Here is a 23,838-nt window from a genome sequence, read left to right on the forward strand (position 1 = left end):
TAACAATGCATCCTCCTGCACCAGCACCATGACCGCCCGGTTTTTCGCTGACATCGCACTGGCGTCTGGCAGCACCGTCAGCCTGCCGCCGTCCACTGCGCGCCACGTCCAGGTCTTGCGGATGCAGCCCGGCGACGCCCTGACAATATTCAACGGCCAAGGCAACGGCCAGCCCGGCAGCGAAGGGGAATTTGCCGCCACCGTCGAGCGCATGGGCCGCAGCGACGTGGAGGTCCTTATCGGCGGCTACACCGCCACGGCACGCGAAGCCAGCCGTTCCATTCACCTGGCCGTTGGCATGCCTGCCAATGACCGCATGGACTGGCTGATTGAAAAAGCCGCCGAATTGGGCGTGGCCAGCATCCAGCCCTTGATGAGCGAGCGCAGCGTGCTGCGCATCAAGGGTGAGCGAGCCGACAAAAAAATCGCGCACTGGCGGGGCGTCGCCGTCGCGGCCTGCGAGCAATGCGGCCGCAGCCGCATACCACCCGTTCACGACGTCGCTAACCTGTCTGACTGGCTCAAAGGCGCGGGGCAGGGCGCAGCTGGCGGCACCCGGCTGCTACTCTCATTACAAGACGGCAGCCGGCCGCTGGCCGAAGCGGTGGCCGCAGCTGGTGCCGGCGCACTGACCTTCCTGAGCGGTCCCGAGGGCGGCCTCAGCGCGGCTGAAGAGGCTGCGGCCATGGCTTGCGGCTTTGCGGCCGTCACCCTCGGCCCGCGCGTGCTTCGGGCCGAAACCGCACCGCTCGCCTGCCTGTCGTTTCTCGCAGTGACAGGCGGCACGCCATGAACCGCAATCTCTGGCTGCTGGCCGTCTGCCAGGGCCTCTTTCTCACCAACAACGTCACCTTCATCGCCATCAACGGCCTGGTCGGCCTGAACCTGGCGCCGCTGGGCTGGATGGCGACACTGCCCGTCATGGGCTATGTGGTGGGTGGCGCGCTGTCCACGTCCGTGGTGGCGCGCACGCAAATGCGCTTCGGGCGCAAGATTTCCTTCCAGCTGGGCCTGCTGGTGGCCGCCGCCTCGGCCCTGCTGTGCTGCTATGCGGCTTACAGCAAAAATTTCTGGCTTCTGGTGGCCGCCACAGTGGTGGCGGGCTACTACAGCGCCAATGCCCAGCTCTACCGCTTTGCCGCGGCCGAGCTCGCCCTGCCGGCCTTTCGCGAGAAGGCCATTTCCCTGGTCATGGCAGGCGGCCTGCTGGGCGCCGTCGCCGGGCCCAACCTGGCGGCCTCTACGCGGGGGCTGACCGACGTGCCCTTTGCAGGCGCCTACCTGGCGCTGGCCGGCGTGGCGCTGCTGTCGATGGCGCTGCTGGCATTCATCCGGTTTCCGCCGCCGCCCGAGGCGCATGCCAGCCGCGGTGGCCGGCCACTTCGCGAAATCATGCGGCAGCCGATCTTCATCGTGGCCGCCGCAGCCGGTGCCCTGGGCTTTGGCGTGATGAACCTGCTGATGGCGGCCACGCCAATTGCCATGCAGGTTTGCGGCCTGCCGTTTTCCAGCGTCGCGCTGGTGCTGGAGTGGCACGTGATCGGCATGTTCGCACCCGGTTTTTTCACCGGTCACCTGATCCGGCGCTTCGGCACTTTGCCCATCATGGCGGTGGGTCTGGCGCTCAACGTGGTGTGCGTGCTGATTGCGCTCTCGGGCGTGGAGCTCAAGGAATTTCTGGCGGCGCTCTTTTTGCTGGGTCTGGGCTGGAATTTTCTTTTCACCGGCAGCACCACCCTGGCGCTTGAGACCTATCGGCCGGAAGAAAAAGACAAGGCGCAGGGCGCGCTCAATTTCTGTATTTTTGCCGTGCTGGCGGTTTCCTCGCTGGCCTCCGGCGTGCTGGTGACCACCCAAGGCTGGGCGCTGTTGAACCTGGGGTCACTGCTGCCGCTGGGGCTCACCGCCGCCGCTCTGGCCTGGCTTGCACTCGGCCAACGCAAGGGACAGAAGGCCTGAGAACCTGGTTACGCCTCGCACCGTGTCCGACATTGCGGTCAGGCTGGGCATGGAACCCGGTGATGTCGCCAGTTACTGCTATTGTTTTTATAGCTGTTTGCGCCCGTTCTTATTGGGCTGAAGCCGAATTTCTCTTGAGATTTTCTTAACCGCTAGAAGCGGGCGTCCAGCCAGGCCTTGAGCGTGTCAAACACCGGCTCCGACTCGACTTCATTGAATATCTCGTGATAGAGGCCCTCAAAGCACCGCGACGTCACCGTACCGGCGGTCACGGCCGGTGAGTGGGCCGCGTTTTCCGAGAAAGCGCGGCTGCCGGCCGGATTGACAAGCCGGTCCGCACCCGCATACATCAGCAGCGTAGGCGTGCGCCATTGGGCGGCGGCCGCCACCGTCGCGGGACCCGCTGTTGCGATGAATTTGCCCAGGCGTGGCGAGATTCTGTCGTGCACCAGCCGGTCGGTGAAGTATTTTTTGACCACCTCTTCATCGTGCGAGATGTAGCGCGCGTCCAGGCCGTTGCCCACACACAGGTCGGGTGCCAGCCTCGGCATAAAGGCCAGCAGCAGCTTTTGCAAGACGTTGAGCCCCGGCTCCAGCGCGGGAGAAGACATCACGAGGCCATCCACGGGGCGAATGCCCAGTGCGACAAACCGGCTCACCACCAGACCGCCCATGCTGTGGCCAAGCAGAACCAGGGGAAGATGCGCAGGCGGCTGCGGGCTTCGTCCGTCCGCGTTGACCTCCTCCAGAAGGCGCACGCAACGCAGGCGCGTGTCGTCGACTATTTCGGCCAGGTCGTCCAGCAGTGCCGTCTCGTTGGGCAGCACACCACGGACCCCGCCCGATTCGCCATGGCCGCGCTGGTCGTAGGCACGCACGGCAAAACCCCAGTCGAGCAATTGGCTGGCGACATGGTCGTAGCGGCTGGCGTGCTCGCCCAAGCCATGGACCAGCAGCACCATGGCGCGCGGCGGCAACGCATGTTGACCCCCTTCGATGGCCAAAGCATCCAGTGGCCACTCATAGAGAGCCAGGTTCTCGCCGTCGCGGGCGGTAAAAGGCGCTAGGACGGTGGAATGCATGCGGCAGCAAAAGCCTGGCTTGAAACAAGCGCTGCCGGCAAACCGCGGCGCAAAGAAGGGTAGCTCACCCGCATCAACCGGGAACACGGGCCATCACATGCGCGACCGCGGCGGTCAGCTTCTTCGCATAGGGCACGTTCAGGAACTCGTTAGGGCCGTGCGCATTGCTCTTGGGGCCGAGCACACCGCAAACCATCATCTGCGCCTTGGGGAAGCCCTTGCTCAGCATGTTCATCAGCGGAATGGTTCCGCCCTGGCCTATGGTGCCGCAGGGCGCGCCGAAGAAGCTTTGCGACGCATCGTTGAGCGCGTTCTCAAACCAGGGTACGGTGCTGGGCGCATTCCAGCCGGTGGCGCCGCCGTTGCTTTCAAACGTGACTTTGGCCTGGTAAGGCGCATTGTCTTCCAGCAGTGTCTTGAGTTCCTGCACCGCGGCGCCGGCGTCGATCAGCGGCGGAAAACGCAACGAGAGCTTGAAAGCGGTGTAGGGGCGCAGCACATTGCCTGCATCCTTGAGGGCCGGAAAACCTTCGGCACCCGTCACGCTCAGCGTCGGCCGCCAGGTGCGGTTGAGCAGGGCTTCCACCGGGTCGGTCGTGGTGGGCAAGGCAAATGCGCTGGAGCCTTCGCAGTCGTAGTGCGCCCAGGGAAAGCGCTTGTAGATTTCTTCGCCGAGGATTTTGGCGGTGGCCTGCGCCTGCGCCAGCCGGTCGGCCGGAACCTCACAGTGAAAGCTCTGCGGCAGCAGACGACCGGTCTTGCTGTCTTCCAGGCGGTCCAGCACCTGGCGCATGATGCGAAAGCTCGACGGCACCAAGCCGCTGGCGTCGCCGGAGTGCACGCCTTCGGTGAGGATTTCCACCTTGAGCACGCCCGCCGCGTTGCCGCGCAGGCTGGTGGTCAGCCACAGCTGGTCGTAGTTGCCCGCGCCGGAATCCAGGCACACCACCAGCGCGACGTCGCCCAGGCGCTCACGCAGCGCATTGACGTAAGGCAGCAAATCATAGGAGCCGCTTTCCTCGCAGGTTTCGATCAGGCCAACGATGCGCGGGTGCGGCACGTTCTGCGCTTTGAGCGCCTGCACCGCGGCAATGCTGGCGTAGACCGCATACCCATCGTCGGCGGCGCCACGGCCATAAAGCTTTCCATCTTCGTACTTGGCCATCCAGGGGCTCAAATCATTGCGCCAACCGGTGAACTCGGGCTGCTTGTCGAGGTGGCCGTACATCAACACGGTTTGCGTCGAATCGGCGCGCGTGGCCGGGATCTCAAAGAACAGCACCGGGGTGCGGCCTTCGAGGCGCACGATCTCCAGCTTGAGGCCTTCGACCTTCTGCGCCTCGACCCAGGCCGCCGCATTGCGCATGACGGTGTCGATGAAGCCGTGCTGCGCCCAGTCGCTGTCAAACGTGGGGGACTTGGCTGGGATGGAGATGTAGTCGGTGATCTGTTTGACGATGTCGCCGTCCCATTGGGCCGTGACCTGAGACAGGGCCTGGGCGGCGTTGAGGATGCTGGCGGGAATTTCGCGGTGCAGTGGGGCGTTCATTGGAAAGGCTCCGGGAACAGGAATATCGGCTTTTTTAGGACAGCGTTTTGCTGCCGCACCTGCTACTGTACGCTTCCGACACAGACCGTGCCACCGGCCAAGGGAAGACCCGCAATTGGAGAACTCAACCTACAGCGCCTCGCAGGCGGCGTGGGCAAAGATAACCCCTCTAATTGGACGAGAAAGCAGACAAGTACGCCACGGAGCCGCCATGACACCAGCAAGCCGCGCACACGCGCCATCTTCCGCCGCCACGCCTTCCACGGCAGCCGATTCCCGCATCCGCGCTGGCGTGGGCGGCTGGACCTTTGAGCCCTGGCGCGACAACTTTTTCCCGGCCGGCCTGGCGCACAGCCGCGAACTCGAATACGCAAGCCGCCGGCTGAGCGCCATCGAGGTCAACGGCACCTACTACGGCACACTCAAGCCGGCCAGCTTCAGGAAATGGCACGACGAGACGCCGGACAACTTCATGTTTTCCCTCAAGGCCTCGCGCTACGCGACCAACCGCCGGGTGCTTGCCGAGGCGGGCGAGTCCATCCAGCGCTTCACTGAAAGCGGCATCAGCGAGCTGGGCGACAAGCTGGGCCCCGTCGTCTGGCAATTCATGCCCGGCAAGGTGTTTGAGGCAGGGGATTTCGAGGCGTTTCTGTCGCTGCTGCCCAAACAGGTGGACGGCCGGGCGCTGCGCCATGTCGTCGACGTTCGCCACGAGAGCTTTATGTCGCCCGATTACCTGGCCTTGGCGCGCCGTTACAAGGTCGCCACTGTATTTACCGACTCTGACAAATTTCCGTCTTTCGCCGACCTCACGGGTGACTTCGCCTATGCCCGCCTCATGATGAGCGAAGCAGGGCTGGAGACCGGCTACGAGGAAAGCGCGCTGAACGCGTGGGCTGAGCGCGCGCGGCAATGGGCTGACGGCTCCGCGCCGGCCGACCTGCCGACGCTGGAAGAAGCTCCCGTAAAGGGCAAGCCGCGCGACGTGTTTGTGTATTTCATCAACGGCGCCAAGGAAAGGGCGCCGGCGGCGGCCATGGCGTTTTTAAACCGCCTGGGCTTCACGCCCTCTGCTTAACCATAGACCGCCATGGCTTCGCCGAGCCGTATTTCGCGGCCGGGCGCCCACTCGGCATTGAACTGCAACGGCCCTTTGGGAAACAGCATGACGACGGTGGAGCCCAGCAGGAATCGGCCCATTTCCTCACCCTGCTTGAGGCGGATGGCGGAGGTTGGCTCGTCGGGGTAATCCCATTGCCGCACCACCTTGCCGCGTGGCGGGTTCACCACGCCATGCCACACCGTGGCCATGCTGCCAACGATGGTCGCGCCGACCAGCACCAGCACAAAGGGCCCGCGCGCCGATTCGAAAACGCAGACCACGCGCTCATTGCGCGCGAACAGCCCCGGCACGCCGCGTGCGGTAACAGGATTGACGGAAAACAGGTCGCCCGGCACATAAATCATGCGCGTCAGCCGACCGCCTGCAGGCATGTGGATGCGGTGGTAGTCCCGGGGGCTCAGATAGAGCGTAGCGAAATGGCCGTCCTGGTAATGCGCCGCCAGCGCCGCATCCCCGCCCACCAACGCAGTGGTCGAATAACTGTGACCCTTGGCCTGAAAGATCTGGTCCTTCTCGATCGCACCGAACTGGCTGATCGCACCGTCCACCGGCGAAATCAGCTCGGCATTGGCCAGCGGCCGCGCGCCGGGCTTGAGCGCACGCGTGAAGAAGTCGTTGAAGGTGAGATAGCTGCCAATATCGGAATTGAGCGCCTCGTCCATGTTGACCTGGTACTTGGCGACAAAGCGGCGGATGATTTCGGTGGTGACCCAGCCACGCTCGCGCGAAGCTACAAAACCGGCAAAGTTGGTCAGCGCCTGCTTGGGAAACAGGTATTGGGGGAGGACGGCGAATCGGTCGGACACTAGGCGGCTTGAATGGAGGGAGGAAGGGCCATTCTATCGACGCCGAAACGTCTTTTCCGCCGGATATCGGCGCGCTACTGTGCGGGATAACCCGCCTCGGCCAGCGCCGCCGCCACGGCGGGCTTATCTTGCGAAGACTGCACCACGACTTTCTTCGATGCCAGGTCAACGTCGACCTGCGCGGCTGGGTCCAGCGATTTGACGGCTTGGGTGATGGCGCCGACGCAGTGGCCGCAGCTCATGGCGGGGATGGTGAATTCCATAAACGTATTTCCTGAAAGTTGATACAGCCTGGGCCCGAGTCTGAACCTTCCCATGGGGGCAGGGTCAAGCGGCGCCTGCCAAGCCCTGTTCGCGTGCAGGGCTATTGCCTGAGAGGCCTTGACCCTCCCATGGTGGTAAGGTTCAGACTGCAGACATGAACATCACATCCCCCCAAAACACACCTGCTGCCACGGCCGCGCTGAGCGAGTGGCAACTCCCCATCGAGGGCATGAGCTGCGCGTCCTGCGTGGCGCGTGTGGAACGCTCGCTGGCCGGTGTTCCTGGCGTCCAGGACGTCAGCGTCAACTTTGCGACCGAGCAGGCCAGTCTCAAGGCGCGCAGCGACGTCGGCATGGACACGCTGAAGGCTGCCGTCGCGAAAGCCGGCTACAGCGTGGCCGAGCAGTCCCTGCAACTCCAGATAGACGGCATGACCTGCGCTTCCTGCGTGTCGCGCGTCGAGAAAGCGCTCAAACAGGTGCCGGGGGTGCTGTCGGCCAGCGTCAATTTGGCAACCGAGACCGCTGAAGTCAGCGTGGCAGGCAGTGCCGCCATGCTGCCCGCATTGATATCGGCAGTAACCAGGGCCGGCTACCAGGCGCGGGAGGTCCGCGCCGGTGGTGCTCCTGCCGACAAGCCCGCAGCCGCCTGGTGGCCCATTGCACTGGCCGGTGTCTTGTCAGCACCGTTGGCGCTGCCCATGGTGGGTGCTCTGTTCGGCAAAGACTGGATGCTGGGCGGCTGGTGGCAATGGCTGCTGGCCACACCGGTGCAGTTCTGGCTGGGCGCACGTTTTTACCGCGCCGGCTGGAGCGCCTTGCGCGCCCGCACCGGCAATATGGATTTGCTGGTCGCGTTGGGCACCTCAGCTGCCTACGGCCTGAGCGTCTATCAATTGCTGCGGCATGGCGGCCATGGCATGGCGCACCTGTATTTTGAAGCCTCGGCAGTCGTCATCACATTGGTGTTGTTGGGCAAATGGATGGAAGCGCGCGCCAAACACCAAACGACCGCCGCCATCCGCGCGCTGCAGGCGCTGCGCCCCGACACTGCGCGCCGTCGGCGCGATGGAAGGGACGAAGACGTAGCCTTGCAAGACATACAGCTCGGCGACCTGGTGGTTGTGCGCCCTGGCGAACGGATTGCGGTGGACGGCGAGATCGTCGAGGGTTCCACGCAGGTGGACGAGTCGCTGATCACCGGCGAGAGCCTGCCTGTTGCCAAGCATGCGGGCGACCACGTGACTGGCGGCGCGGTCAATGCCGAAGGCCTGATCGTGGTACGCACCACGGCCATAGGCGCGGAGTCCACGCTGGCCCGCATCGTGCGCATGGTCGAATCGGCCCAAGCCAAAAAAGCACCGATACAGCGGTTGGTGGATCAGGTCAGCGCCGTGTTTGTGCCGGTGGTCATAGTCATTGCTTTGGTGACGCTGTTGGGCTGGGGACTGGCGACGCAAGATTGGGAGGCGGCCATCCTCAATGCCGTCGCCGTAATGGTGATTGCCTGCCCCTGCGCGCTCGGTCTGGCCACGCCTACCGCCATCATGGTGGGCACGGGCGCCGCCGCACGCCAGGGCATCCTGATCAAGGACGCAGAAGCGCTGGAAGTGGCGCACAGCGTCAAGGTGGTGGCTTTTGACAAAACCGGCACGCTGACCGAGGGCAAGCCCGAACTGGTGGCGCTGGAGCCCAGCGCCATCGCTGCCGATGAGTTGCTGGCCTGGTCGGCCGCCATCCAGTCGGGCAGCGAGCACCCGCTCGCCCGCGCGGTCACACGGCGCGCGGCGGAGCAGCAGCTTGAGACTCCCGCAGCGACGGAGTTGCGCGCCGTCGCCGGCCGCGGCATGGCCGCCGTGGTGGCAGGCCGTGAACTGCGGCTCGGAAGCCCGCGCTTCATGCAGGAGCTGGGTCTGGACTTGAACAACCTCGCCGCACTGAACGCTCGCGCAAAAGAACTCGAAGCCGAAGGCCGCACGGTGTCATGGCTGGCCGAAGTCACCGGAACACCGCGGCTTCTCGGGCTGATGGCGTTTGGCGACACGCTCAAAAGCAGCGCGGCGCCGGCGATTGCCCGCCTCCACGCATTGGGCATTCAAACTGCTTTGGTGACCGGCGACAACCCCGGCAGCGCCGAAGCCGCGGCGCAGCAACTCGGAATAGACCTTGTACATAGCCAGGTGTTGCCGCAAGACAAAGCCGCCATCATCGGCCAGCTCAAGGCTGGCGTGCAAGCGCAAGGCGGGCGTGTGGCCATGGTGGGCGACGGCATCAACGATGCGCCGGCCCTCGCCGCGGCCGATGTGGGCATCGCGATGTCCACTGGTACCGACGTGGCCATGCACGCAGCCGGCATTACGCTGATGCGCGGCAACCCGGCTCTGGTGGCGGACGCCATCGATATTTCGCGCCGCACCTACGCCAAGATCCGCCAGAACCTGTTCTGGGCCTTTATCTACAACGTGGTCGGCATCCCGCTGGCTGCACTGGGGCTGCTCAGCCCCGTCATCGCCGGCGCCGCCATGGCGCTGAGCAGCGCCAGCGTGGTGATGAACGCCTTGCTGTTGCGCCGCTGGAAAGGAAGCACCCATGACTGACACCATTGATACAGGCCCGCTCAACATCGGCCAGGCCGCTGCGCACTCGGGCGTGTCGGCCAAGATGATTCGCCACTACGAGTCGCTGGGCCTGCTGCCCACGGTACACCGCACCGACGCGGGCTACCGCCAATACGGCGAAAAAGAAGTGCATACGCTGCGCTTCATACGCCGCGCCCGCACCTTGGGTTTCAGCATGGCCGAGATCACCGAACTGCTCAAGCTGTGGCAGAACAAGCGCCGCGCCAGCGCGGACGTCAAACGCATCGCACTGGCCCATGTGGCCGATCTGGAGCGCCGCATCGCGGAGATGGAGGCGATGAAGCAGACCCTGGGGCACCTGGCGCATTGTTGCCAAGGCAACAGCCGGCCCGACTGCCCTATCCTGACCGAGTTGGCGGCTTAATCGCGGCTGAATGAAATGTCCGGTTCTGGCGAGCGTCAGCGAGCCGTCGGATTTATCCTGAGCTGTTGATGGACGCTCCATCGCCCTGACGAATTGCAGCATGCCACTTGTTTCTGAAGCACCTATCCTGTTGCCCGACCCAACTGAAGCCGGCGCTGGCCCGGATGACTGGGCGCACATCACAGCCACACTGAACCGCCACGGCAGCGCTGTGCTGCCACAGCTGCTGAGCGCGCAGGAATGCGAAACCGTGGCCGGGCTGTATGCCGATGCATGCCATTTCCGCAGTCGCGTGGTGATGCAGCGCCACGGCTTTGGCCAGGGCGAATATCAGTACTTCAATTACCCGCTGCCGGACATCGTGGCGCGGCTGCGCACCATGCTTTACCCGCAGTTGGTCGGCGTAGCCAATGCCTGGAACCAGGCCATGGGGATTGGCGTGCGCTATCCGCCGGCCCATGCCGATTTCCTCGCGCGCTGCCACGCGGCAGGGCAGCAGCGGCCCACACCGCTGCTCTTGCAATATGGCCCCGAGGACTACAACTGCCTGCACCAGGACCTGTATGGCGAACACGTGTTCCCGATCCAGGTCGCCGTGCTGCTGTCGCGCCCGGGCGAAGATTTCACGGGCGGCGAGTTTGTGCTGACGGAGCAGCGCCCGCGCATGCAGTCGCGGCCCGAGGTGGTGCCGCTGCGGCAGGGCGATGCCGTGGTATTTGCCGTGCATCACCGGCCGGTGCAGGGCAGCCGCGGCTTTTACCGGGTCAACATGCGGCACGGCGTCAGCACGGTGCGCACTGGGCACCGGCACACGCTGGGCATTATTTTTCATGACGCTCAATGAAGGAGATGGCTTGACCTTGGGGCTTTTCGATGAGGTGCGGACGCCATACACCGCGCCCGAGGTGATTGCACCGGGCGCCATGCTGCTGCGCGGCTTTGCCTGCGAGGTGGACGAAGTATTGCTGCAAGCTGTGCAAGACGTCACCGCGGCCGCGCCGCTGCGCCACCTGGTCACGCCGGGCGGCTACACCATGTCGGTCGCGATGAGCAATTGCGGCGCGCTGGGTTGGGTGTCCGACCGCAGCGGTTACCGCTACGACACCAAAGATCCGCTCTCTGGCAAGCCCTGGCCTACGATGCCAGGCAGCTTCTCCGAACTCGCTCTGCGCGCCGCAGCGGAAGCGGGCTTTGACCACTTCCGCCCGGACGCCGGCCTGATCAATCGCTATGAACCCGGCGCGCGGCTGTCGCTGCACCAGGACAAAGACGAAGGCAACATGGACGCACCGATTGTGTCGGTGTCGCTGGGCTTGCCGGCGGTGTTCCTGTTCGGCGGCTTGAACCGCAGCGGTCGCCCCGCGCGATACCGCCTGGTGCATGGCGACGTCGCGGTGTGGGGCGGCCCGTCACGGCTGGCTTATCACGGCGTGGCGCCGCTGGCAGAGGGCGAACACGCGCGCCTGGGCAGGCAGCGCATCAATTTGACGTTTCGTTGCGCGCGCTGAATACCGCGAACGCGCTCAGGCGCGTTCGCGAAATTTTTTCAACCAGCCCAGCCCGGCCGGCGTAGCGCCGGCTTCTGCGCCGCGCAGCGGTTTGTATTCACACCCTACCCAACCGCTGTAGCAGAGCTCATCGAGCAGCGCGAACAGATAGGGGTAGTTGATCTCGCCGACATCCGGCTCATTGCGGCCGGGCGCGCCAGCAATCTGCAGATGGCCGACGCGGCCCGTGGGCAGGTATTTGCGCAGTTTCATGGCCAGGTCACCTTCAACGATCTGGCAGTGGTAAAGATCCATCTGCACCTTGACATTGGACGCACCGACTTCGCGGACGATTTCATGCGCATGGTCTTGCCGGTTCAAAAAGAAGCGCGGAATGTCGCGGGTGTTGATGGGCTCGATCAACAGGTCCACACCCACCTTGGCCGCCAGCGCGGCCGCCTCGCGCAGGTTGTTCACATAGGTCGGTTGCACCGCTTCGCGCTCCACCCCGGCGGGCAGCATGCCAGCCATCACATGGATACACGGGCAGCCCAGCGCCTGTGCGTAGTCCAGCGCAATCGCGATACCGGCATGGAACTCTGCTTCATGGCCCGGCAGACAGGCCGTGCCTTTTTGCGAGGAAGCCCAGGCCTTCTCAATGCTGGCCACATCCACACCACCCGGCGGGGCGTTGAACAGTACCAGCTGCTGGCCGTGCTGCTGCAGGATGGCTTTGAGCGCCGCTGGTTCCCATGCATACGGCGAGAGGATCTCCACAGCCGTGAAGCCGTCACGCGCAGCGGCGGCAAAGCGTTCGGCCATGGGTAGCTCGGTGTACATCCAGCTGAGGTTGGCGGCAAATTGGGGCATGGGTTTCAGGGGCTAGGTGTGTCGGGGCCAGGCGCGGACTGGCATTCCCAGAATATCCGCGCGGTGCAGTGGCGGCAAATCTCCGGATCCAGCTTGTTGAAGATGGTGGCGATGGCGGTGAACTTGTCGGGGAACTGGTGCTCTGGCCCGAGCACGCTGGTAAAGCCGGTCTTGCGCCACATGCGGATCACCTCGGGCCGCGGCCGGTGAAAGTACAGATCGCCGCCCATGGCGCGGCGTGCGGCGAGTTCAGCCTCCCAGAGCTCGGCCCCAGCCAGGTCAATGAAGTTCATGCTCTTGCCCATGACAAGCAGGTGTTTTTGCGGCTGAGGCTGGGTGCGCAGCGCGTGCAGGATGTCGGCGACGTGCTGTGTCGCGCCAAAGTAGACCTCACCCTCCATGCGCAGCAATTTAAGTTGTGGACATTCCGGCAAGGTCCGGGGCGTTGCTTCCGTTGACGCATCTGCCTTCTGTGGAGAAACGACGTCGACCCCTGCATCAACGCTGTTGTCAACCACGACAAACTGCCGGTCCAGACCACGGCCGTCAAAGCCCATGGTGCGCATCGCAGGCTTCGACGTACGGTAGAGGAAGGACATCAGCGACAAAATCATGCCCAGCAAGATCGCGATCTCCAGCCGTATGGTGACGGTGGCCACCATGGTGGCCATCGCCACGCCAAAGTCGCTGCGGCTCAAGGTGAACAGCTGGCGCCAGCGCGCGAAGTCCAGCAGCGCGAACGCCACCAACACCAGCAGTGCTGCCAGCGCGGCCATGGGTATCTGGGCAAGCAACGACGCGCTTACCGCCACCAGGGCCAACAGCAGCAGAGCGGAAAATACCGAGGCCAGCGGCGTGCGCGCACCGGCCTCCAGGTTGGGCATGGAGCGGTTCATCGAGCCGCAGGAAACGTAGCTTGAGAAAAACCCGCCGACGATGTTGGACAGACCCTGGCCGCGAAACTCGCGGTTGGCGTCTATGCGTTGGCCCGAGCGCAACGCCACCGTCTTGGCGATCGAGATCGCCTGGCCCAGCGCGACGATGGTCAACGCAAACGCCAGGCCGATGAGGTCGGCGGCCTGCGCCCAGCTGATGCGCGGCACTTCGAACCTCGGCCAGGGTACGGGGATCTGGCCCACAGTACGCAACGAGGCGGAGGGTGCGGCACCGGGATGAAGAAGGCTGCTCCACACCCAGGCCAGCGCAGTGGCCACCACCAATCCAATCAACATGTACGGCCAGTTGCGGCGCAGGTGGCGCAGCAGCAGCGCGACACCCAGGGTGATGGCCGCAACACCCAGCGCCATGGGCTGGGCGGAGGTGATTTGGGTGAGAACATGTCCCAGAACCGCCGCCGCGCTGTGTTCAGGCGCGGCCGCCAGGCCCAGCAGGTCGGGCAACGCATGCACGGCGATCAGCAGCGCCGCGCCCGAAGTAAAACCAAACAGCACCGCCGGTGAAATGAAGTTGGCCAGCACACCGAGGCGCAACGCGCCAATCAGCCACTGCATGACGCCCACCATCACGGTGACGGCCAGCGCCAGCTGAATGTAGAGCGGGCTAAAGGCCATGGCCAGCGGCGAGAGCATGGCGAACAGCGCCAGCGAGTTGGCGTTGGTGGGCCCCGACATGACATGCCGGCTGGAACCGAAAAGCGCGGCGATGATGCAGGGAATCACGGCGGTGTAAAGGCCGTAGGCCGGCGGCAGGCCGGCCAGCGTTGCGAAGGCAATGCCTTGTGGCAGCACCAGCACCGCGCCCAAGAGACCCGCCATCGCATCGGCCCGCACAGTAGCAGGCGACACCTCGCGCACCCAGTCGCCAAAAAGGCGTTCCAGGAGAGGGGTCGATGACCGGGATTCGCTGGGGGCTGAGGGTTCCATCACGAGGGCCTGAGCATACCGCGCCCAGCCCCCGGTCATCCAGCGCCGCGATCAGGTCAGGTCCGACAAACGCAACAGCAAACCGGCAAGCGCCGACAAGCGCCGGCAAGCGATCAAATCTGCTCTAGACGACGTTGCACAGCCAAAACCAGTGGCTGGATTGCGGAGTCCGGGAACGGCGCTACGCTGCTGACGTTAATCTCGCAAAGCACATAGTGCTCAGAGGCATCGACGAGAGGCTCGCCGAACATGAAATCGCAGTCCCACAAGAAGGGAAGCCGCTCGCGCGAGAGGCCGACGCGTGCACGAAGCAACTCGACCCACTCGGTCTCCAGTCGTTCCTTCAGGTACCGGAATTGCGGCAGGTCCGCGGCGTAGTACAGCCTCGGGCCGGATTGCGGCGTTGGCTGGCCGGGCGCGGCGGGGTAGAGCGCATTCACCGACTGGTGTCCGAACCCCTCGACCCGGTCCTCCACCAAATAGGCCCGAACCATACCTTCCACCAACCGTGGTTGCCATGCCTGGTCGATCATGTGCCCACCATTCGCCGGCTCGAAGTACGGAGCCAGCCTTGCCAAGAGCGCCGGAAATTCCATTAACTCCTCGTCGCTGCCACGCTGGGCGTGGCGCACGCGCACACGCCCAGGTGCGGCCATGGGGTCAACCAGTTCCACGCGCCAAATACCGATGCCGCTGTGGCCCCGGTATTGCTTGAGCACTCGCGGCCCCCCGCGGAGCCGCTCCGGCAATTCCTCCTCAAGTTGCTTGAGGCTTTCGATTCGGCAAACGTCACTACCGAACGGGAGATCGCGCGTGTGGAAAAGGACGTCCTTGGTTCCCAGCTTCAGGATGGTCTCCGGGTGCGCGCTGACCACCACCCCCGCTTCGGCAACCCGACGCAACATGGTATCCAGGAGGTCCCGCCTTCGTCCACCCTCGATAGGGTTGCACCAAGCGAGCACCAGGCGGCAGTCGCGCAACTGCGCTTCCACTTCCTCAGCGAAGGCATCGTTGTACACAGCCGGGACGGCGGTCACTCCGGCGGCTGCAAACGCCTCGAACAGGGCAGCAAAACGGCTTTCAGCCGGATCTGCGCGATCCCGCATGGGGCGATCACCTGGATAGAGCAATGCGACGGAGGGTCTGGTCATGATCAGCTCCTTGACGGCTCACACATGCAACAAGCGCCGCGCATTCGCGCTGGCGATCAACTCCCGGTCGGCTTCGCCAAGGCCACACTGATCAAACAGGCTGGCGAGCCGGGCCGGCAGATCCGTTTCAGTCACGACCGGCCAATCTGTGCCAGTGACGACATGGTCCGCTCCGACGAGGTCGATGGCTGCGCGTAGCATCACCGGGTGCATGCCCGTCGTGTCAATGTAGACGTTGCGGCGCGGTGACGCGTGTTTTCCGATCCGCGCTCCATCTGCCAGGCACTCGCCAACCATCAAGCCGCCGAGCGCGAGCGCCGTCACGACCACATTCAGATTGGGCATTTCTTCGAACATGCCAGCGTGCACCATGGCAAGCAGGGCGGCGCTGTTGATTGCGCTGCGGGAAAGCCGCTCGCTGAACTTCCCCGTGCGTCTGAACTTCTGGCGCAGGGCAACATCCGGCACCGGGTGCAAGAACACGGGAACGCCGAGCTCCGACGCAGCAAGAAAGGTCGGCCGGGCCTCCGGTGCGTCGGGCAACAGATCGCCCTTCGCACTCTCGATGAATACACCCTTCAGGCCCAGTTCCCTGATCGCTCGCGTCAGCTCGCGGGCCGACTCCTCGCCACGGTAGGCGTCCACGGTGGCAAGCCCATGCAACACACCGCTGTGGCGGTGCGTGACCTCTGCGATCGAGTCGTTGACTCGGCGAACGGTGTCGAGGTTGGCTTCCTCACCTGGGGCCAAGACGAACTCGAGGGACGTGCTGATGACACGGCTCGTCACGCCTGCCGTCTGCAGCGACGCAAGCAATGCCGCCTCTTGCGTCAGCCGCCTGCTTACGCCGTCCCAGAATTCCTTCTGGGCTGGTGGACTGCCTCTGGACGCATCGACCGGAATGCCCGCTCCGGCGAAGTGGCAGTGAAAGTCGATCACGTCCATGGATCACGCCTCAGGTTTGCTTTGCCGCGAGCGGCCGGCCCGCGGCTTTCCAGCCGTCAATACCGCCGCTCAGGAACCTGGCATCGACCCCTGCTGCACGCAGGCGCATGGTGGTGGATCGTCCGACCTCGTGCCCGTAAACGCAATAGACCATCACGGGCTTGTCGTTGGGCAGCTGCGCCGACCAGGCGTTCACCTGGGCCGGGTCTCGCCACTGCGCACCGGGAATGAGCGAGTCCGCCTGGTCGAAGACCCCTGCCCGCCGGACATCCAGAACATGGGCACCGGCGAGATCGTCCGCAGTGGCGGCGAACGGCTCGCTTGAAGCCTCCACCGCGGCCTGGTAGCGCTCGTACACGCGCGTCCAGTTGATGTTCTCCATGAAGGCATCGACATACTGGCCGGCGGCCGCGCCGAAATCCAGGTGGTAGGCGTGCTCGTACATGTCGAGCGCCAGGATGGGGATGCCACCCGCCACCGCGTGCGTGTGGTCCGCGGCCCACTGGTTCACAAGGGTTCCCTCGCGCGGCTGGAATACCAGCAGCACCCAGCCGGATCCGCCGGCCAGGGCCTTGCCCATGGCGACGAACTCCTCGCGCCATCGTTCAACGCTGCCGAAGTTCGATTGCAGCGCAAGCACCGCCGCGGGTGTCAGCGGCTCGCCGGTGGCACCCAGGCAGTCGAAGTACAGCTCGTGCAGCAGCATCGAATTCGTGGCGATGAGTTCTTCCCGCTTGAGGCCATTCAGGTCGAAGCCGGCCGCAGTTGGGAAAGACATCTCTCGCAACCGGGCACGGATTGCATTGAGTCGCTTGACGGCACCGCTGTAGTTGTTCTGGTGGTGGCTGCGCAGCAATTTCTCCGAAAGGCCGTTCATGCCGGCAGGATCGAAGGAGAGGTCGTGAATTCGAGCGTCCATGGGTGCACCTTTAAATAATGTTGCTGAGCCGCAGCGCCAGCCCGACGACGCCGGAGACCAACACGACGGGAATGACACTAACTTTGAAGCGAAACAGCGCCACGGCGGCAGCTACTCCGATGACGAATGAAGCCCACTCGAAGCGGCCCGAGAGGCCTTGCGGCCAGAGCACGTGGTAGGCAAAGAACACAGCGAGATTCAAGATCACGCCCACCACGGCGGCTGTGATGCCGGTCAGCGGCGCGGTGAACTTCAGGTTGCCGTGCGTGGACTCGATGAATGGCCCCCCGAGCAGGATGAAGAAGAACGACGGCAGAAAGGTGAAGAAGGTGACCACCGTCGCCGCGGCAGCACCGGCCAGGAACAACGACTCGGGGCCGAAAATAGCCTTGGTCCAGCCACCGACGAACGCGACAAACGCGACGACCATGATCAGCGGCCCGGGTGTGGTCTCGCCGAGCGCCAGGCCGTCAATCATCTGAGGACCGGTGAGCCATTGGTAGTGGTCCACTGCGCCTTGGTAGACGTAGGGCAGGACCGCATAGGCGCCGCCAAAGGTCAGCAGCGCAGCCTTGGTGAAGAACCACGCCATTTGTGTGAGCACCGCGTCCCACCCATACGCAGCGGCAAGTGCCGCAATGACGGCCGCCCACAGGCCCAGGAAGACGACCAGCACTTGCCTGACGCGCTTCCAGGTGAAGAGCGCATGGGCGGGTGTAGGCGTGTGGTCATCGATGAGGGCCGGGCCGAACTGCTTGGCGGACGCGCCGTGACCGCCGGTCTTGAACTTGTCGGGTGCGTACTTCCCGCCGAAGTAGCCGATGGTGCCCGCCGCGAGCACGATCAACGGGAACGGGATGTTGAATGCAAAGATGGAGATAAACGCCGCGGCCGCGATGCCCCATAACCAGCCGTTTTTGAGGGCGCGGGAGCCAACCCGGTACGCGGCATGAACGACCAGTGCGGTGACTGCGGGCTTGATGCCATAGAACAGGCCCGCGATGGCCGGGACATGGCCGAAAGCCATGTAGACCCAGGACAGTGCAACCAGGAGGAACAGCGACGGCAGGACGAACAGCCCACCGGCGACAATGCCGCCCCACGTCCGGTGCATCAACCATCCGATGTAGGTCGCAAGCTGCTGCGCCTCTGGGCCGGGCAGCAGCATGCAGTAGTTCAGGGCGTGCAGGAAGCGGTTCTCGGAGATCCAGCGCCGGCGCTCCACGAGCTCCTCGTGCATGATGGCAATCTGCCCTGCAGGCCCGCCGAAGCTGATGAAGCCAAGCTTCAGCCAGAAGGAGAACGCTTCCCCGCGGGTAATGGGTTGAGGCGCTGTCTGGTCGACGGTATCAGTGGTCATTTGGCGGCCTTCAGAGCGGCATGCAGGGTGTCAAAAAAAGCGAAAGCCGCCTCAAGCAGCTGGTTGTCGTCCGCGTGCTGCGCTTGCAAGCCACGAACGATCATTTCGATGCCCGGCGCTTCGTCGAGCGGAACGCCCCCGACGTCGATGTAATGCACGAGTTGCCCGAGCCGCGCCAGGGCGGGCTTCTCGTCAAGGCCGAAACTTTTGGCGACGACCTCGAAGGTCACCAGTTCACCCACGTGCGTGAAAGCCGCTCCATCGAAGTCGTAGCCGAGAGCCTGTTTAGGGCACTTCTGCGGATCCGCCAGCCAGATGAAGTTCGGGGACTTGTCGATGAAGCGACGGACCAGCCAGGCCGTGGCCAGGCGGTCTACCCAGGGGCGCTTGCGGGTGGCCCAGGTGCGCCCCTGGTAGTCCTTGATGGAAAGCGCGGGGACAACGGCCCTGGTAGGCGACGGCTCGTCCGGCGAGAGGTGCAGTTCAATCTCACGCCGCAGAGCGGAGACAGCGTCGACACACCGCGCGCTCTCTTTGCCCGGGAAGAAATCGTTCGCCTGAATCTGCTGCAATTGCTGCTCGAGGCTGCGCAGTGTCTTGTGGAGTTCCGCCTCGCCGGCCGCCACTATGCCCTTGCGGGCGTCCTTCACCGCCTGCACGAGTTCTGCATAGTGCTCGGAGCGGTCGAACAGGGCGCGGAATGCCTGTTCCTGAGCGTCATCGCGCGCGCGCAATTCGAGCAAGTAGGCATCAGCGCCAGCGTCGACAATCGTCTTGGCGAGCTCCCGGAGCGCAACGGCGGAGGGCGCGGTGGCCGGAAGAACATAGACCCCTTCTCGAAGCGTCCCCGCACCCGTGGTCTTAAGCGCGCGCCACACACGGACCCGCAGACCACTTGGCGTGGTCGGCAGCGTCGCAGTAAGAATTAGCCAATCGGTCATGTAGCAAATATCTCATAAAGAGATAAATGCTACAAGAGAATTTGTCGGATTTGTGCTGAAAATGCCCTGTTGGCAGTTTTCGAACGCGTTGCAACATGCCCAAGCACTACTTATAGGCGCCGGCACGCTATCTCAGAATTTGCGGCCGTCCCATTCGGAATAGCGGGTCACGTCTGCTTTTGGCCGAAGCCGCCGGTCGTTTAGTTACCGTGTCTCCAGTGAACCAAGAACCCATCAAATTCGCCCAATGGATGGGCGCGTGGCTATGGCGCAAGGAGGAAGACTTAATCCAGGCACTCCAGCGCCAGCGCTACTCACGCTGGAACTTGAAAACCGCCCGGCTGGCGCGGGCATTCGGCCAAAAGCGGACTTCGCGGCCATCCTGCAAGCCGAAGGAATCCAGGATCTGCAACTGGTTTTGCAGCGCAAGCGCTTCAAAATCCTGCAGCGTGCCGACACGGATGTTGGGCGTGTCATACCACTGGTAAGGCAACACCTTCGTTACCGGCATGCGGCCGCGCGCAACAGCCAGGCGGTTGGGCCAGTGGCCGAAGTTGGGAAACACGACGATGCCGGCGCGGCCCACGCGCGCGGTTTCACGCAGCATGGTTTCGGCGTTGTGCAGGTGTTGCAGCGTGTCGATCTGCAGCACCACGTCAAACGAGCGGTCGCCAAACAGCGCCAGGCCTGCTTCCAGGTTGAGCTGGATCACGTTGACACCGCGCGCCACGCAGGCCTGCACGTTGGCGTCGTTGATCTCGACGCCGTAGCCGGAGCATCCGCGTTCGCGGATCAGGTAGTCCAGCAACTCGCCGGTGCCGCAGCCCAGGTCAAGCACGCGGGAACCGTGCGGCACCAGCCGCGCGATGGACAGCAAATCAGCCGAGGGCTGCACATTGAGTTCGACGGGCAGGTTCATACGGCCACCTTGCTCTGGAAGTAGGAACGCACCACACCGAGATAGCGGTCGTCCTCCAGCAGAAACGCATCGTGGCCGTGCGGCGCGTCGATCTCGGCATAGCTCACGTCGCGCTGGTTGTCGAGCAGGGCCTTGACGATTTCACGGCTGCGCGCGGGTGAAAAGCGCCAGTCGGTGGTGAAGCTCACGAGCAGGAACCTGGCTGTCACATGGGCCAGCGCCTGGGTGAGGTTGCCGCCATACACCCGGGCTGGGTCGAAGTAGTCGAGCGCGCGGGTAATCAGCAAATAGGTGTTGGCGTCAAAGTACTCGCTGAATTTGTCGCCCTGGTAGCGCAGGTAGCTTTCGATTTCAAACTCGATGTCCTGCGTCGTGTATTTGTAGGGGGCGTCGGCATTCACCGTCTCGGCTACCGCCTGCCGTAACTGACGGCCAAACTTCTCGTTCATCACATCGTCACTCAGATAGGTGATGTGGCCGATCATGCGGGCGATGCGCAAGCCGCGTTTGGGCAGCACGCCATGGCGGTAAAAGTGGCCGCCGTGAAAGTCAGGGTCGGTCACGATGGCGCGGCGGGCGACCTCATTGAAGGCAATGTTCTCGGCCGTGAGGTTGGGCGCGCTGGCCACCACCACGGCGTGGCGCACGCGGTCGGGGTATTGCAGCGTCCAGGCCAGCGCCTGCATGCCACCCAAGCTGCCGCCCATCACGGCAGCCAGCGTCTGGATCCCCAGGCGGTCCAGCAGGCGGGCCTGTGCGCTCACCCAGTCCTGCACCGTGACGACGGGAAAGTCGGCGCCGTAAAGCTCCTGCGTGTCGGGGTTGGGCTGCATGGGGCCGGTGGAGCCGAAGCAGGAGCCTAAATTGTTGACGCCAATGACGAAGAAGCGGTCAGTGTCGACCGGCTTGCCGGGGCCGATCATGGTGTCCCACCAGCCTTCGGATTTGGCTATCGGCTGGCCCTGCGCATCGAGGTACACACCCGCCACATGGTGCGAGGCATTGAGCGCGTGGCAGATCAGCACGGCGTTGGATTTGTCGGCGTTGAGTTCGCCGTAGGTTTCATAGCTCAGGTCGTAGGCGCGTATTGACGCACCGCTCTGCAGCGGCAGCGCCTCGACGAAATGCATGCTGAGCGGGGTGGCAATAAGAGTCAAAAAATCACCTGCAGAAAACAAAAAACCCGGCATCGCTAAAGCGAGTCCGGGTTTCTGGATGTCGTCTTTAGCTGTACTTTTTAAGCGCCCGCAAGCTGAGCAAATCGGCGCTAAAAGAAGTATACCCCCACGGTCGCGCACTTCGTGTCACTCCCTGCCCCCCGAGGGGGCCGCCCGCCTGCGGCCTGGCAAAGCCAGTTCCGCGGCTCATGCTGGGTTGAAGAGCCCACTTCGGCGATCGCGCCAGTTCTATGCCAGTAGCAGTGCAGCCAACCCCAAGCCGGCAAAGATGACCGCCGAAACGATATGCACGGCGCGCAGCGGCACGAGGCGCGTGACGCGCTCGCCGAGCCAGACGACAGGCGCATTGGCCAGCATCATGCCCAGCGTGGTGCCCGCCACTACGCTGACGATGGCGTCGTAGCGCGCGGCCAGCATCACGGTGGCGATCTGTGTCTTGTCGCCCATTTCCGCCAGGAAGAAGACCAGCACGGTGGTGAAGAACACGCCGTAGCGTGGCGGCTTTTCGTCTTCAGCCGCATCGAGCTTGTCGGGCACCAGCATCCACGCCGCCATGACCAGAAACGAAGCACCCAGAATCCAGCGCAGCATTTGCGGGCCGATCAGCGTGGTGACCCAGGCACCGGCGGCACCGGCAAGGGCGTGGTTGACCAAGGTTGCGACCAGGATGCCGGCAACGATGGGCCAGGGCTTCTTGAAGCGGGCGGCGAGGATAAGCGCGAGGAGTTGCGTCTTGTCGCCCATTTCGGCGAGGGCGACGATGCTCGTGGAGACGAGGAAAGCTTCCATTCAAAGAGACTCCGGCCGAAAACCCATGACTGCACGGCATCCCCGGCCTGAAGCGGAGGCTGTGCAGTCAAAGGTCTCGCGTGATCCGAAGACCGCTTGCGCCATGTCCAGAAGAACAGGTTCTAAGGACAAGTCTGTTGACGCAAGCCCCTTTCAGGATTGAAAGACTGGCTACTCCCCAATGACAGCTTTCATTATATCGGCGGGCGTCCAGGCCCTTCAAGCTGAAATGGTGCGCGCAGCTGTTCGTCTGCACACTTGAGGCGCATTTCTTGCTTGTATTTGGTGCGATTATGGAAATTTCTCTGAAATCGCACCAATAAACAGCAATTTCATCTGAGGAGGGACTTATGGAAGCACTAAAACAGGGCTCGGATGCCTTGTTCATCCTGCTGGGCGGCATCATGGTGCTCGCCATGCACGCCGGTTTTGCCTTTCTGGAACTGGGCACGGTTCGCAAAAAGAACCAGGTCAACGCCCTGGTCAAGATTCTGGTGGACTTCTCGGTGTCCACCGTGGTGTATTTCATGGTGGGCTATGGCGTGGCCTACAGCACCCATTTCTTTGTCGGCGCAGAGCAGCTGGCGGCCAAAAACGGTTATGAACTGGTCAAGTTCTTTTTCTTGCTGACCTTTGCGGCAGCCATTCCGGCGATTATTTCGGGCGGCATCGCCGAGAGGGCGCGCTTTTATCCGCAGCTCATCGCGACCGCCGTCATCGTCGGTTTCGTCTATCCCTTCTTCGAGGGCATCGTCTGGAACCAGCACTTCGGCGTGCAGGCCTGGATCAAATCGCTGACCGGTGCGGAGTTTCATGATTTCGCGGGCTCCATCGTGGTTCACGCCGTGGGCGGCTGGTTGGCCTTGCCGGCGGTGATTTTGCTGGGCGCGCGCAGCAACCGCTACCGCAAGGATGGCGCAGTGTCGGCCCATCCACCCTCGAACATTCCTTTTCTGGCCCTGGGGGCCTGGATCCTCACTGTGGGCTGGTTCGGCTTTAACGTGATGAGCGCACAGACCATCGACAAAATTTCCGGCCTGGTCGCCGTCAACTCCCTGATGGCCATGGTCGGCGGCACACTTGCCGCACTGGTGTTTGGCAAGAATGACCCGGGGTTTGTGCACAACGGGCCGCTCGCCGGTTTGGTGGCGGTATGCGCAGGCTCAGACCTGATGCATCCGCTGGGCGCGCTGGTGACGGGCGGCGTCGCCGGCGGCGTGTTCGTCGTGATGTTCACGCTGACGCAGAACAAATGGAAGATTGACGACGTACTGGGCGTCTGGCCACTGCATGGCCTGTGCGGCCTGTGGGGCGGCATCGCTGCCGGCATCTTCGGCAACCGGGCCCTGGGCGGGCTGGGTGGTGTGAGCTTTGGTGCCCAGTTGCTGGGCAGCGCCATGGGCGTGGCCTGGGCGCTGCTGGCGGGCTTTGCTGTCTATGGTGTCCTCAAGTCCGCGATGGGCCTCAGGCTGAGCCAGGAAGAAGAATTTGAGGGCGCGGATTTGTCTGTCCACCGCATTGGCGCCACACCTGACCGGGAAGTCAACTGGTAGCGGCGACGCAGGCGGCGCTTCTGCTACTTGTTTGATAGCTGCTTGCGCCCATCCTTAT

Annotated in this window: 22 protein-coding genes and 1 riboswitch; of the genes, 8 read left to right on the forward strand and 14 right to left on the reverse strand. The window is 63.7% G+C overall.

Annotated features, from left to right (window positions below; genetic code table 11):
• Positions 1-28 precede the first annotated feature (28 nt).
• Together AC1DYQ_RS19615 and AC1DYQ_RS19620 are read left to right on the forward strand one after the other, a co-directional pair.
• On the forward strand, positions 29-793 hold the full coding sequence (locus AC1DYQ_RS19615; protein WP_477688196.1) for a 16S rRNA (uracil(1498)-N(3))-methyltransferase: 765 nt from the start codon (positions 29-31) through the stop codon (positions 791-793).
• Positions 790-1,959 carry an MFS transporter gene (locus AC1DYQ_RS19620; RefSeq protein ID WP_457281929.1) on the forward strand — a complete coding sequence of 390 codons (1,170 nt, stop codon included), beginning with the start codon at positions 790-792 and terminating at the stop codon, positions 1,957-1,959. The genes AC1DYQ_RS19615 and AC1DYQ_RS19620 overlap by 4 nt, the downstream gene beginning before the upstream one ends.
• Positions 1,960-2,111: 152 nt before the next feature.
• On the opposite strand, the gene AC1DYQ_RS19625 is transcribed toward AC1DYQ_RS19620, so the two are convergent.
• Both AC1DYQ_RS19625 and AC1DYQ_RS19630 read right to left on the reverse strand, forming a co-directional pair.
• Positions 2,112-3,041, reverse strand: a complete 930-nt coding sequence (locus tag AC1DYQ_RS19625; protein ID WP_457281928.1) for an alpha/beta hydrolase — start codon at positions 3,039-3,041, stop codon at positions 2,112-2,114.
• Positions 3,042-3,114: 73 nt separating this feature from the next.
• On the reverse strand, positions 3,115-4,590 hold the full coding sequence (locus AC1DYQ_RS19630; protein ID WP_457281927.1) for a M20 family metallopeptidase: 1,476 nt from the start codon (positions 4,588-4,590) through the stop codon (positions 3,115-3,117).
• Positions 4,591-4,801: 211 nt separating this feature from the next.
• Between AC1DYQ_RS19630 and AC1DYQ_RS19635 the strand changes: the two genes are divergently transcribed.
• Positions 4,802-5,668 carry a DUF72 domain-containing protein gene (locus AC1DYQ_RS19635; RefSeq protein WP_477688197.1) on the forward strand — a complete coding sequence of 289 codons (867 nt, stop codon included), beginning with the start codon at positions 4,802-4,804 and terminating at the stop codon, positions 5,666-5,668.
• Here the strand turns inward: AC1DYQ_RS19635 and asd are convergent.
• On the reverse strand, positions 5,665-6,519 hold the full coding sequence (gene asd, locus AC1DYQ_RS19640) for an archaetidylserine decarboxylase (protein WP_477688198.1): 855 nt from the start codon (positions 6,517-6,519) through the stop codon (positions 5,665-5,667). The genes AC1DYQ_RS19635 and asd overlap by 4 nt on opposite strands.
• Positions 6,520-6,593: 74 nt before the next feature.
• Positions 6,594-6,782 (reverse strand): heavy-metal-associated domain-containing protein, encoded by a 189-nt coding sequence (locus AC1DYQ_RS19645; RefSeq protein ID WP_477688199.1) that lies wholly within the window; start codon positions 6,780-6,782, stop codon positions 6,594-6,596.
• 155 nt (positions 6,783-6,937) lie between these two features.
• On the opposite strand from AC1DYQ_RS19645, the gene AC1DYQ_RS19650 reads away from it, so the two are divergent.
• The 4 genes from AC1DYQ_RS19650 (at position 6,938) to alkB (ending at position 11,293) form a co-directional block, all read left to right on the forward strand.
• Positions 6,938-9,379, forward strand: a complete 2,442-nt coding sequence (locus AC1DYQ_RS19650; RefSeq protein WP_477688200.1) for a heavy metal translocating P-type ATPase — start codon at positions 6,938-6,940, stop codon at positions 9,377-9,379.
• The gene (cueR, locus tag AC1DYQ_RS19655) at positions 9,372-9,785 is read left to right on the forward strand and encodes a Cu(I)-responsive transcriptional regulator (RefSeq protein ID WP_457281922.1); all 414 of its coding nucleotides are present in this window, start codon (positions 9,372-9,374) and stop codon (positions 9,783-9,785) included. The genes AC1DYQ_RS19650 and cueR overlap by 8 nt, the downstream gene beginning before the upstream one ends.
• A 100-nt stretch (positions 9,786-9,885) precedes the next feature.
• Positions 9,886-10,629, forward strand: coding sequence for a 2OG-Fe(II) oxygenase (locus tag AC1DYQ_RS19660; RefSeq protein ID WP_477688201.1), 744 nt, complete (start codon positions 9,886-9,888; stop codon positions 10,627-10,629).
• A 10-nt stretch (positions 10,630-10,639) separates the two neighbouring features.
• Positions 10,640-11,293: a DNA oxidative demethylase AlkB gene (gene alkB / locus AC1DYQ_RS19665; protein WP_477688202.1), complete on the forward strand. Its 654-nt coding sequence runs from the start codon at positions 10,640-10,642 to the stop codon at positions 11,291-11,293.
• A 15-nt stretch (positions 11,294-11,308) separates the two neighbouring features.
• Here the strand turns inward: alkB and otnI are convergent, their stop codons facing one another.
• From otnI to AC1DYQ_RS19715, 10 genes are all read right to left on the reverse strand, one after another.
• The gene (gene otnI / locus AC1DYQ_RS19670) at positions 11,309-12,142 is read right to left on the reverse strand and encodes a 2-oxo-tetronate isomerase (RefSeq protein ID WP_477688203.1); all 834 of its coding nucleotides are present in this window, start codon (positions 12,140-12,142) and stop codon (positions 11,309-11,311) included.
• A 5-nt stretch (positions 12,143-12,147) separates the two neighbouring features.
• Positions 12,148-14,025, reverse strand: a complete 1,878-nt coding sequence (locus AC1DYQ_RS19675; protein WP_477688204.1) for a SulP family inorganic anion transporter — start codon at positions 14,023-14,025, stop codon at positions 12,148-12,150.
• Between the two features lie 113 nt (positions 14,026-14,138).
• Positions 14,139-15,176, reverse strand: coding sequence for a Cj0069 family protein (locus tag AC1DYQ_RS19680; protein WP_477688205.1), 1,038 nt, complete (start codon positions 15,174-15,176; stop codon positions 14,139-14,141).
• Between the two features lie 18 nt (positions 15,177-15,194).
• Positions 15,195-16,121, reverse strand: coding sequence for an amidohydrolase family protein (locus tag AC1DYQ_RS19685; protein ID WP_477688206.1), 927 nt, complete (start codon positions 16,119-16,121; stop codon positions 15,195-15,197).
• A gap of 10 nt (positions 16,122-16,131) precedes the next feature.
• Positions 16,132-17,040, reverse strand: a complete 909-nt coding sequence (locus AC1DYQ_RS19690) for a Fe-Mn family superoxide dismutase (protein ID WP_477688207.1) — start codon at positions 17,038-17,040, stop codon at positions 16,132-16,134.
• A 10-nt stretch (positions 17,041-17,050) separates the two neighbouring features.
• Positions 17,051-18,400: a chromate efflux transporter gene (gene chrA / locus AC1DYQ_RS19695; RefSeq protein ID WP_477688208.1), complete on the reverse strand. Its 1,350-nt coding sequence runs from the start codon at positions 18,398-18,400 to the stop codon at positions 17,051-17,053.
• Positions 18,397-19,341: a chromate resistance protein ChrB domain-containing protein gene (locus AC1DYQ_RS19700; protein ID WP_477688209.1), complete on the reverse strand. Its 945-nt coding sequence runs from the start codon at positions 19,339-19,341 to the stop codon at positions 18,397-18,399. Before AC1DYQ_RS19700 ends, chrA begins: the two co-directional genes overlap by 4 nt.
• A gap of 310 nt (positions 19,342-19,651) precedes the next feature.
• Positions 19,652-20,260 carry a methionine biosynthesis protein MetW gene (metW, locus tag AC1DYQ_RS19705; protein ID WP_477688210.1) on the reverse strand — a complete coding sequence of 203 codons (609 nt, stop codon included), beginning with the start codon at positions 20,258-20,260 and terminating at the stop codon, positions 19,652-19,654.
• A complete protein-coding gene (gene metX / locus AC1DYQ_RS19710; protein ID WP_457281914.1) occupies positions 20,257-21,417 on the reverse strand; it encodes a homoserine O-succinyltransferase MetX in 1,161 nt (386 codons plus the stop codon). Before metX ends, metW begins: the two co-directional genes overlap by 4 nt.
• Positions 21,418-21,666: 249 nt before the next feature.
• Entirely contained in the window at positions 21,667-22,227 is a 561-nt protein-coding gene (locus tag AC1DYQ_RS19715) for a TMEM165/GDT1 family protein (protein WP_477688211.1), read from the reverse strand.
• Between the two features lie 5 nt (positions 22,228-22,232).
• Positions 22,233-22,419, reverse strand: a riboswitch (yybP-ykoY riboswitch).
• A 158-nt stretch (positions 22,420-22,577) separates the two neighbouring features.
• Between AC1DYQ_RS19715 and AC1DYQ_RS19720 the strand changes: the two genes are divergently transcribed.
• Positions 22,578-23,780 (forward strand): ammonium transporter, encoded by a 1,203-nt coding sequence (locus AC1DYQ_RS19720; RefSeq protein ID WP_477688212.1) that lies wholly within the window; start codon positions 22,578-22,580, stop codon positions 23,778-23,780.
• The last annotated feature ends 58 nt before the right edge of the window (positions 23,781-23,838 follow it).

Source organism: Polaromonas sp. P1_F4, from assembly GCF_056405675.1.

What these genes read in the sequence shown, in the direction of transcription:
- AC1DYQ_RS19625 (WP_457281928.1), bottom strand. Translation starts at nt 3,041, where the DNA reads ATGCATTCCACCGTCCTAGCGCCTTTTACCGCCCGCGACGGCGAGAAC.
- AC1DYQ_RS19675 (WP_477688204.1), bottom strand. Translation starts at nt 14,025, where the DNA reads ATGGAACCCTCAGCCCCCAGCGAATCCCGGTCATCGACCCCTCTCCTG.
- AC1DYQ_RS19690 (WP_477688207.1), bottom strand. Translation starts at nt 17,040, where the DNA reads ATGGACGCTCGAATTCACGACCTCTCCTTCGATCCTGCCGGCATGAAC.
- AC1DYQ_RS19645 (WP_477688199.1), bottom strand. Translation starts at nt 6,782, where the DNA reads ATGGAATTCACCATCCCCGCCATGAGCTGCGGCCACTGCGTCGGCGCC.
- otnI (WP_477688203.1), bottom strand. Translation starts at nt 12,142, where the DNA reads ATGCCCCAATTTGCCGCCAACCTCAGCTGGATGTACACCGAGCTACCC.
- AC1DYQ_RS19620 (WP_457281929.1), top strand. Translation starts at nt 790, where the DNA reads ATGAACCGCAATCTCTGGCTGCTGGCCGTCTGCCAGGGCCTCTTTCTC.
- AC1DYQ_RS19615 (WP_477688196.1), top strand. Translation starts at nt 29, where the DNA reads ATGACCGCCCGGTTTTTCGCTGACATCGCACTGGCGTCTGGCAGCACC.
- AC1DYQ_RS19650 (WP_477688200.1), top strand. Translation starts at nt 6,938, where the DNA reads ATGAACATCACATCCCCCCAAAACACACCTGCTGCCACGGCCGCGCTG.
- metW (WP_477688210.1), bottom strand. Translation starts at nt 20,260, where the DNA reads ATGAACCTGCCCGTCGAACTCAATGTGCAGCCCTCGGCTGATTTGCTG.
- AC1DYQ_RS19660 (WP_477688201.1), top strand. Translation starts at nt 9,886, where the DNA reads ATGCCACTTGTTTCTGAAGCACCTATCCTGTTGCCCGACCCAACTGAA.
- AC1DYQ_RS19720 (WP_477688212.1), top strand. Translation starts at nt 22,578, where the DNA reads ATGGAAGCACTAAAACAGGGCTCGGATGCCTTGTTCATCCTGCTGGGC.
- AC1DYQ_RS19700 (WP_477688209.1), bottom strand. Translation starts at nt 19,341, where the DNA reads ATGACCGATTGGCTAATTCTTACTGCGACGCTGCCGACCACGCCAAGT.
- chrA (WP_477688208.1), bottom strand. Translation starts at nt 18,400, where the DNA reads ATGACCACTGATACCGTCGACCAGACAGCGCCTCAACCCATTACCCGC.
- cueR (WP_457281922.1), top strand. Translation starts at nt 9,372, where the DNA reads ATGACTGACACCATTGATACAGGCCCGCTCAACATCGGCCAGGCCGCT.
- AC1DYQ_RS19630 (WP_457281927.1), bottom strand. Translation starts at nt 4,590, where the DNA reads ATGAACGCCCCACTGCACCGCGAAATTCCCGCCAGCATCCTCAACGCC.
- AC1DYQ_RS19680 (WP_477688205.1), bottom strand. Translation starts at nt 15,176, where the DNA reads ATGACCAGACCCTCCGTCGCATTGCTCTATCCAGGTGATCGCCCCATG.
- AC1DYQ_RS19715 (WP_477688211.1), bottom strand. Translation starts at nt 22,227, where the DNA reads ATGGAAGCTTTCCTCGTCTCCACGAGCATCGTCGCCCTCGCCGAAATG.
- AC1DYQ_RS19635 (WP_477688197.1), top strand. Translation starts at nt 4,802, where the DNA reads ATGACACCAGCAAGCCGCGCACACGCGCCATCTTCCGCCGCCACGCCT.
- AC1DYQ_RS19685 (WP_477688206.1), bottom strand. Translation starts at nt 16,121, where the DNA reads ATGGACGTGATCGACTTTCACTGCCACTTCGCCGGAGCGGGCATTCCG.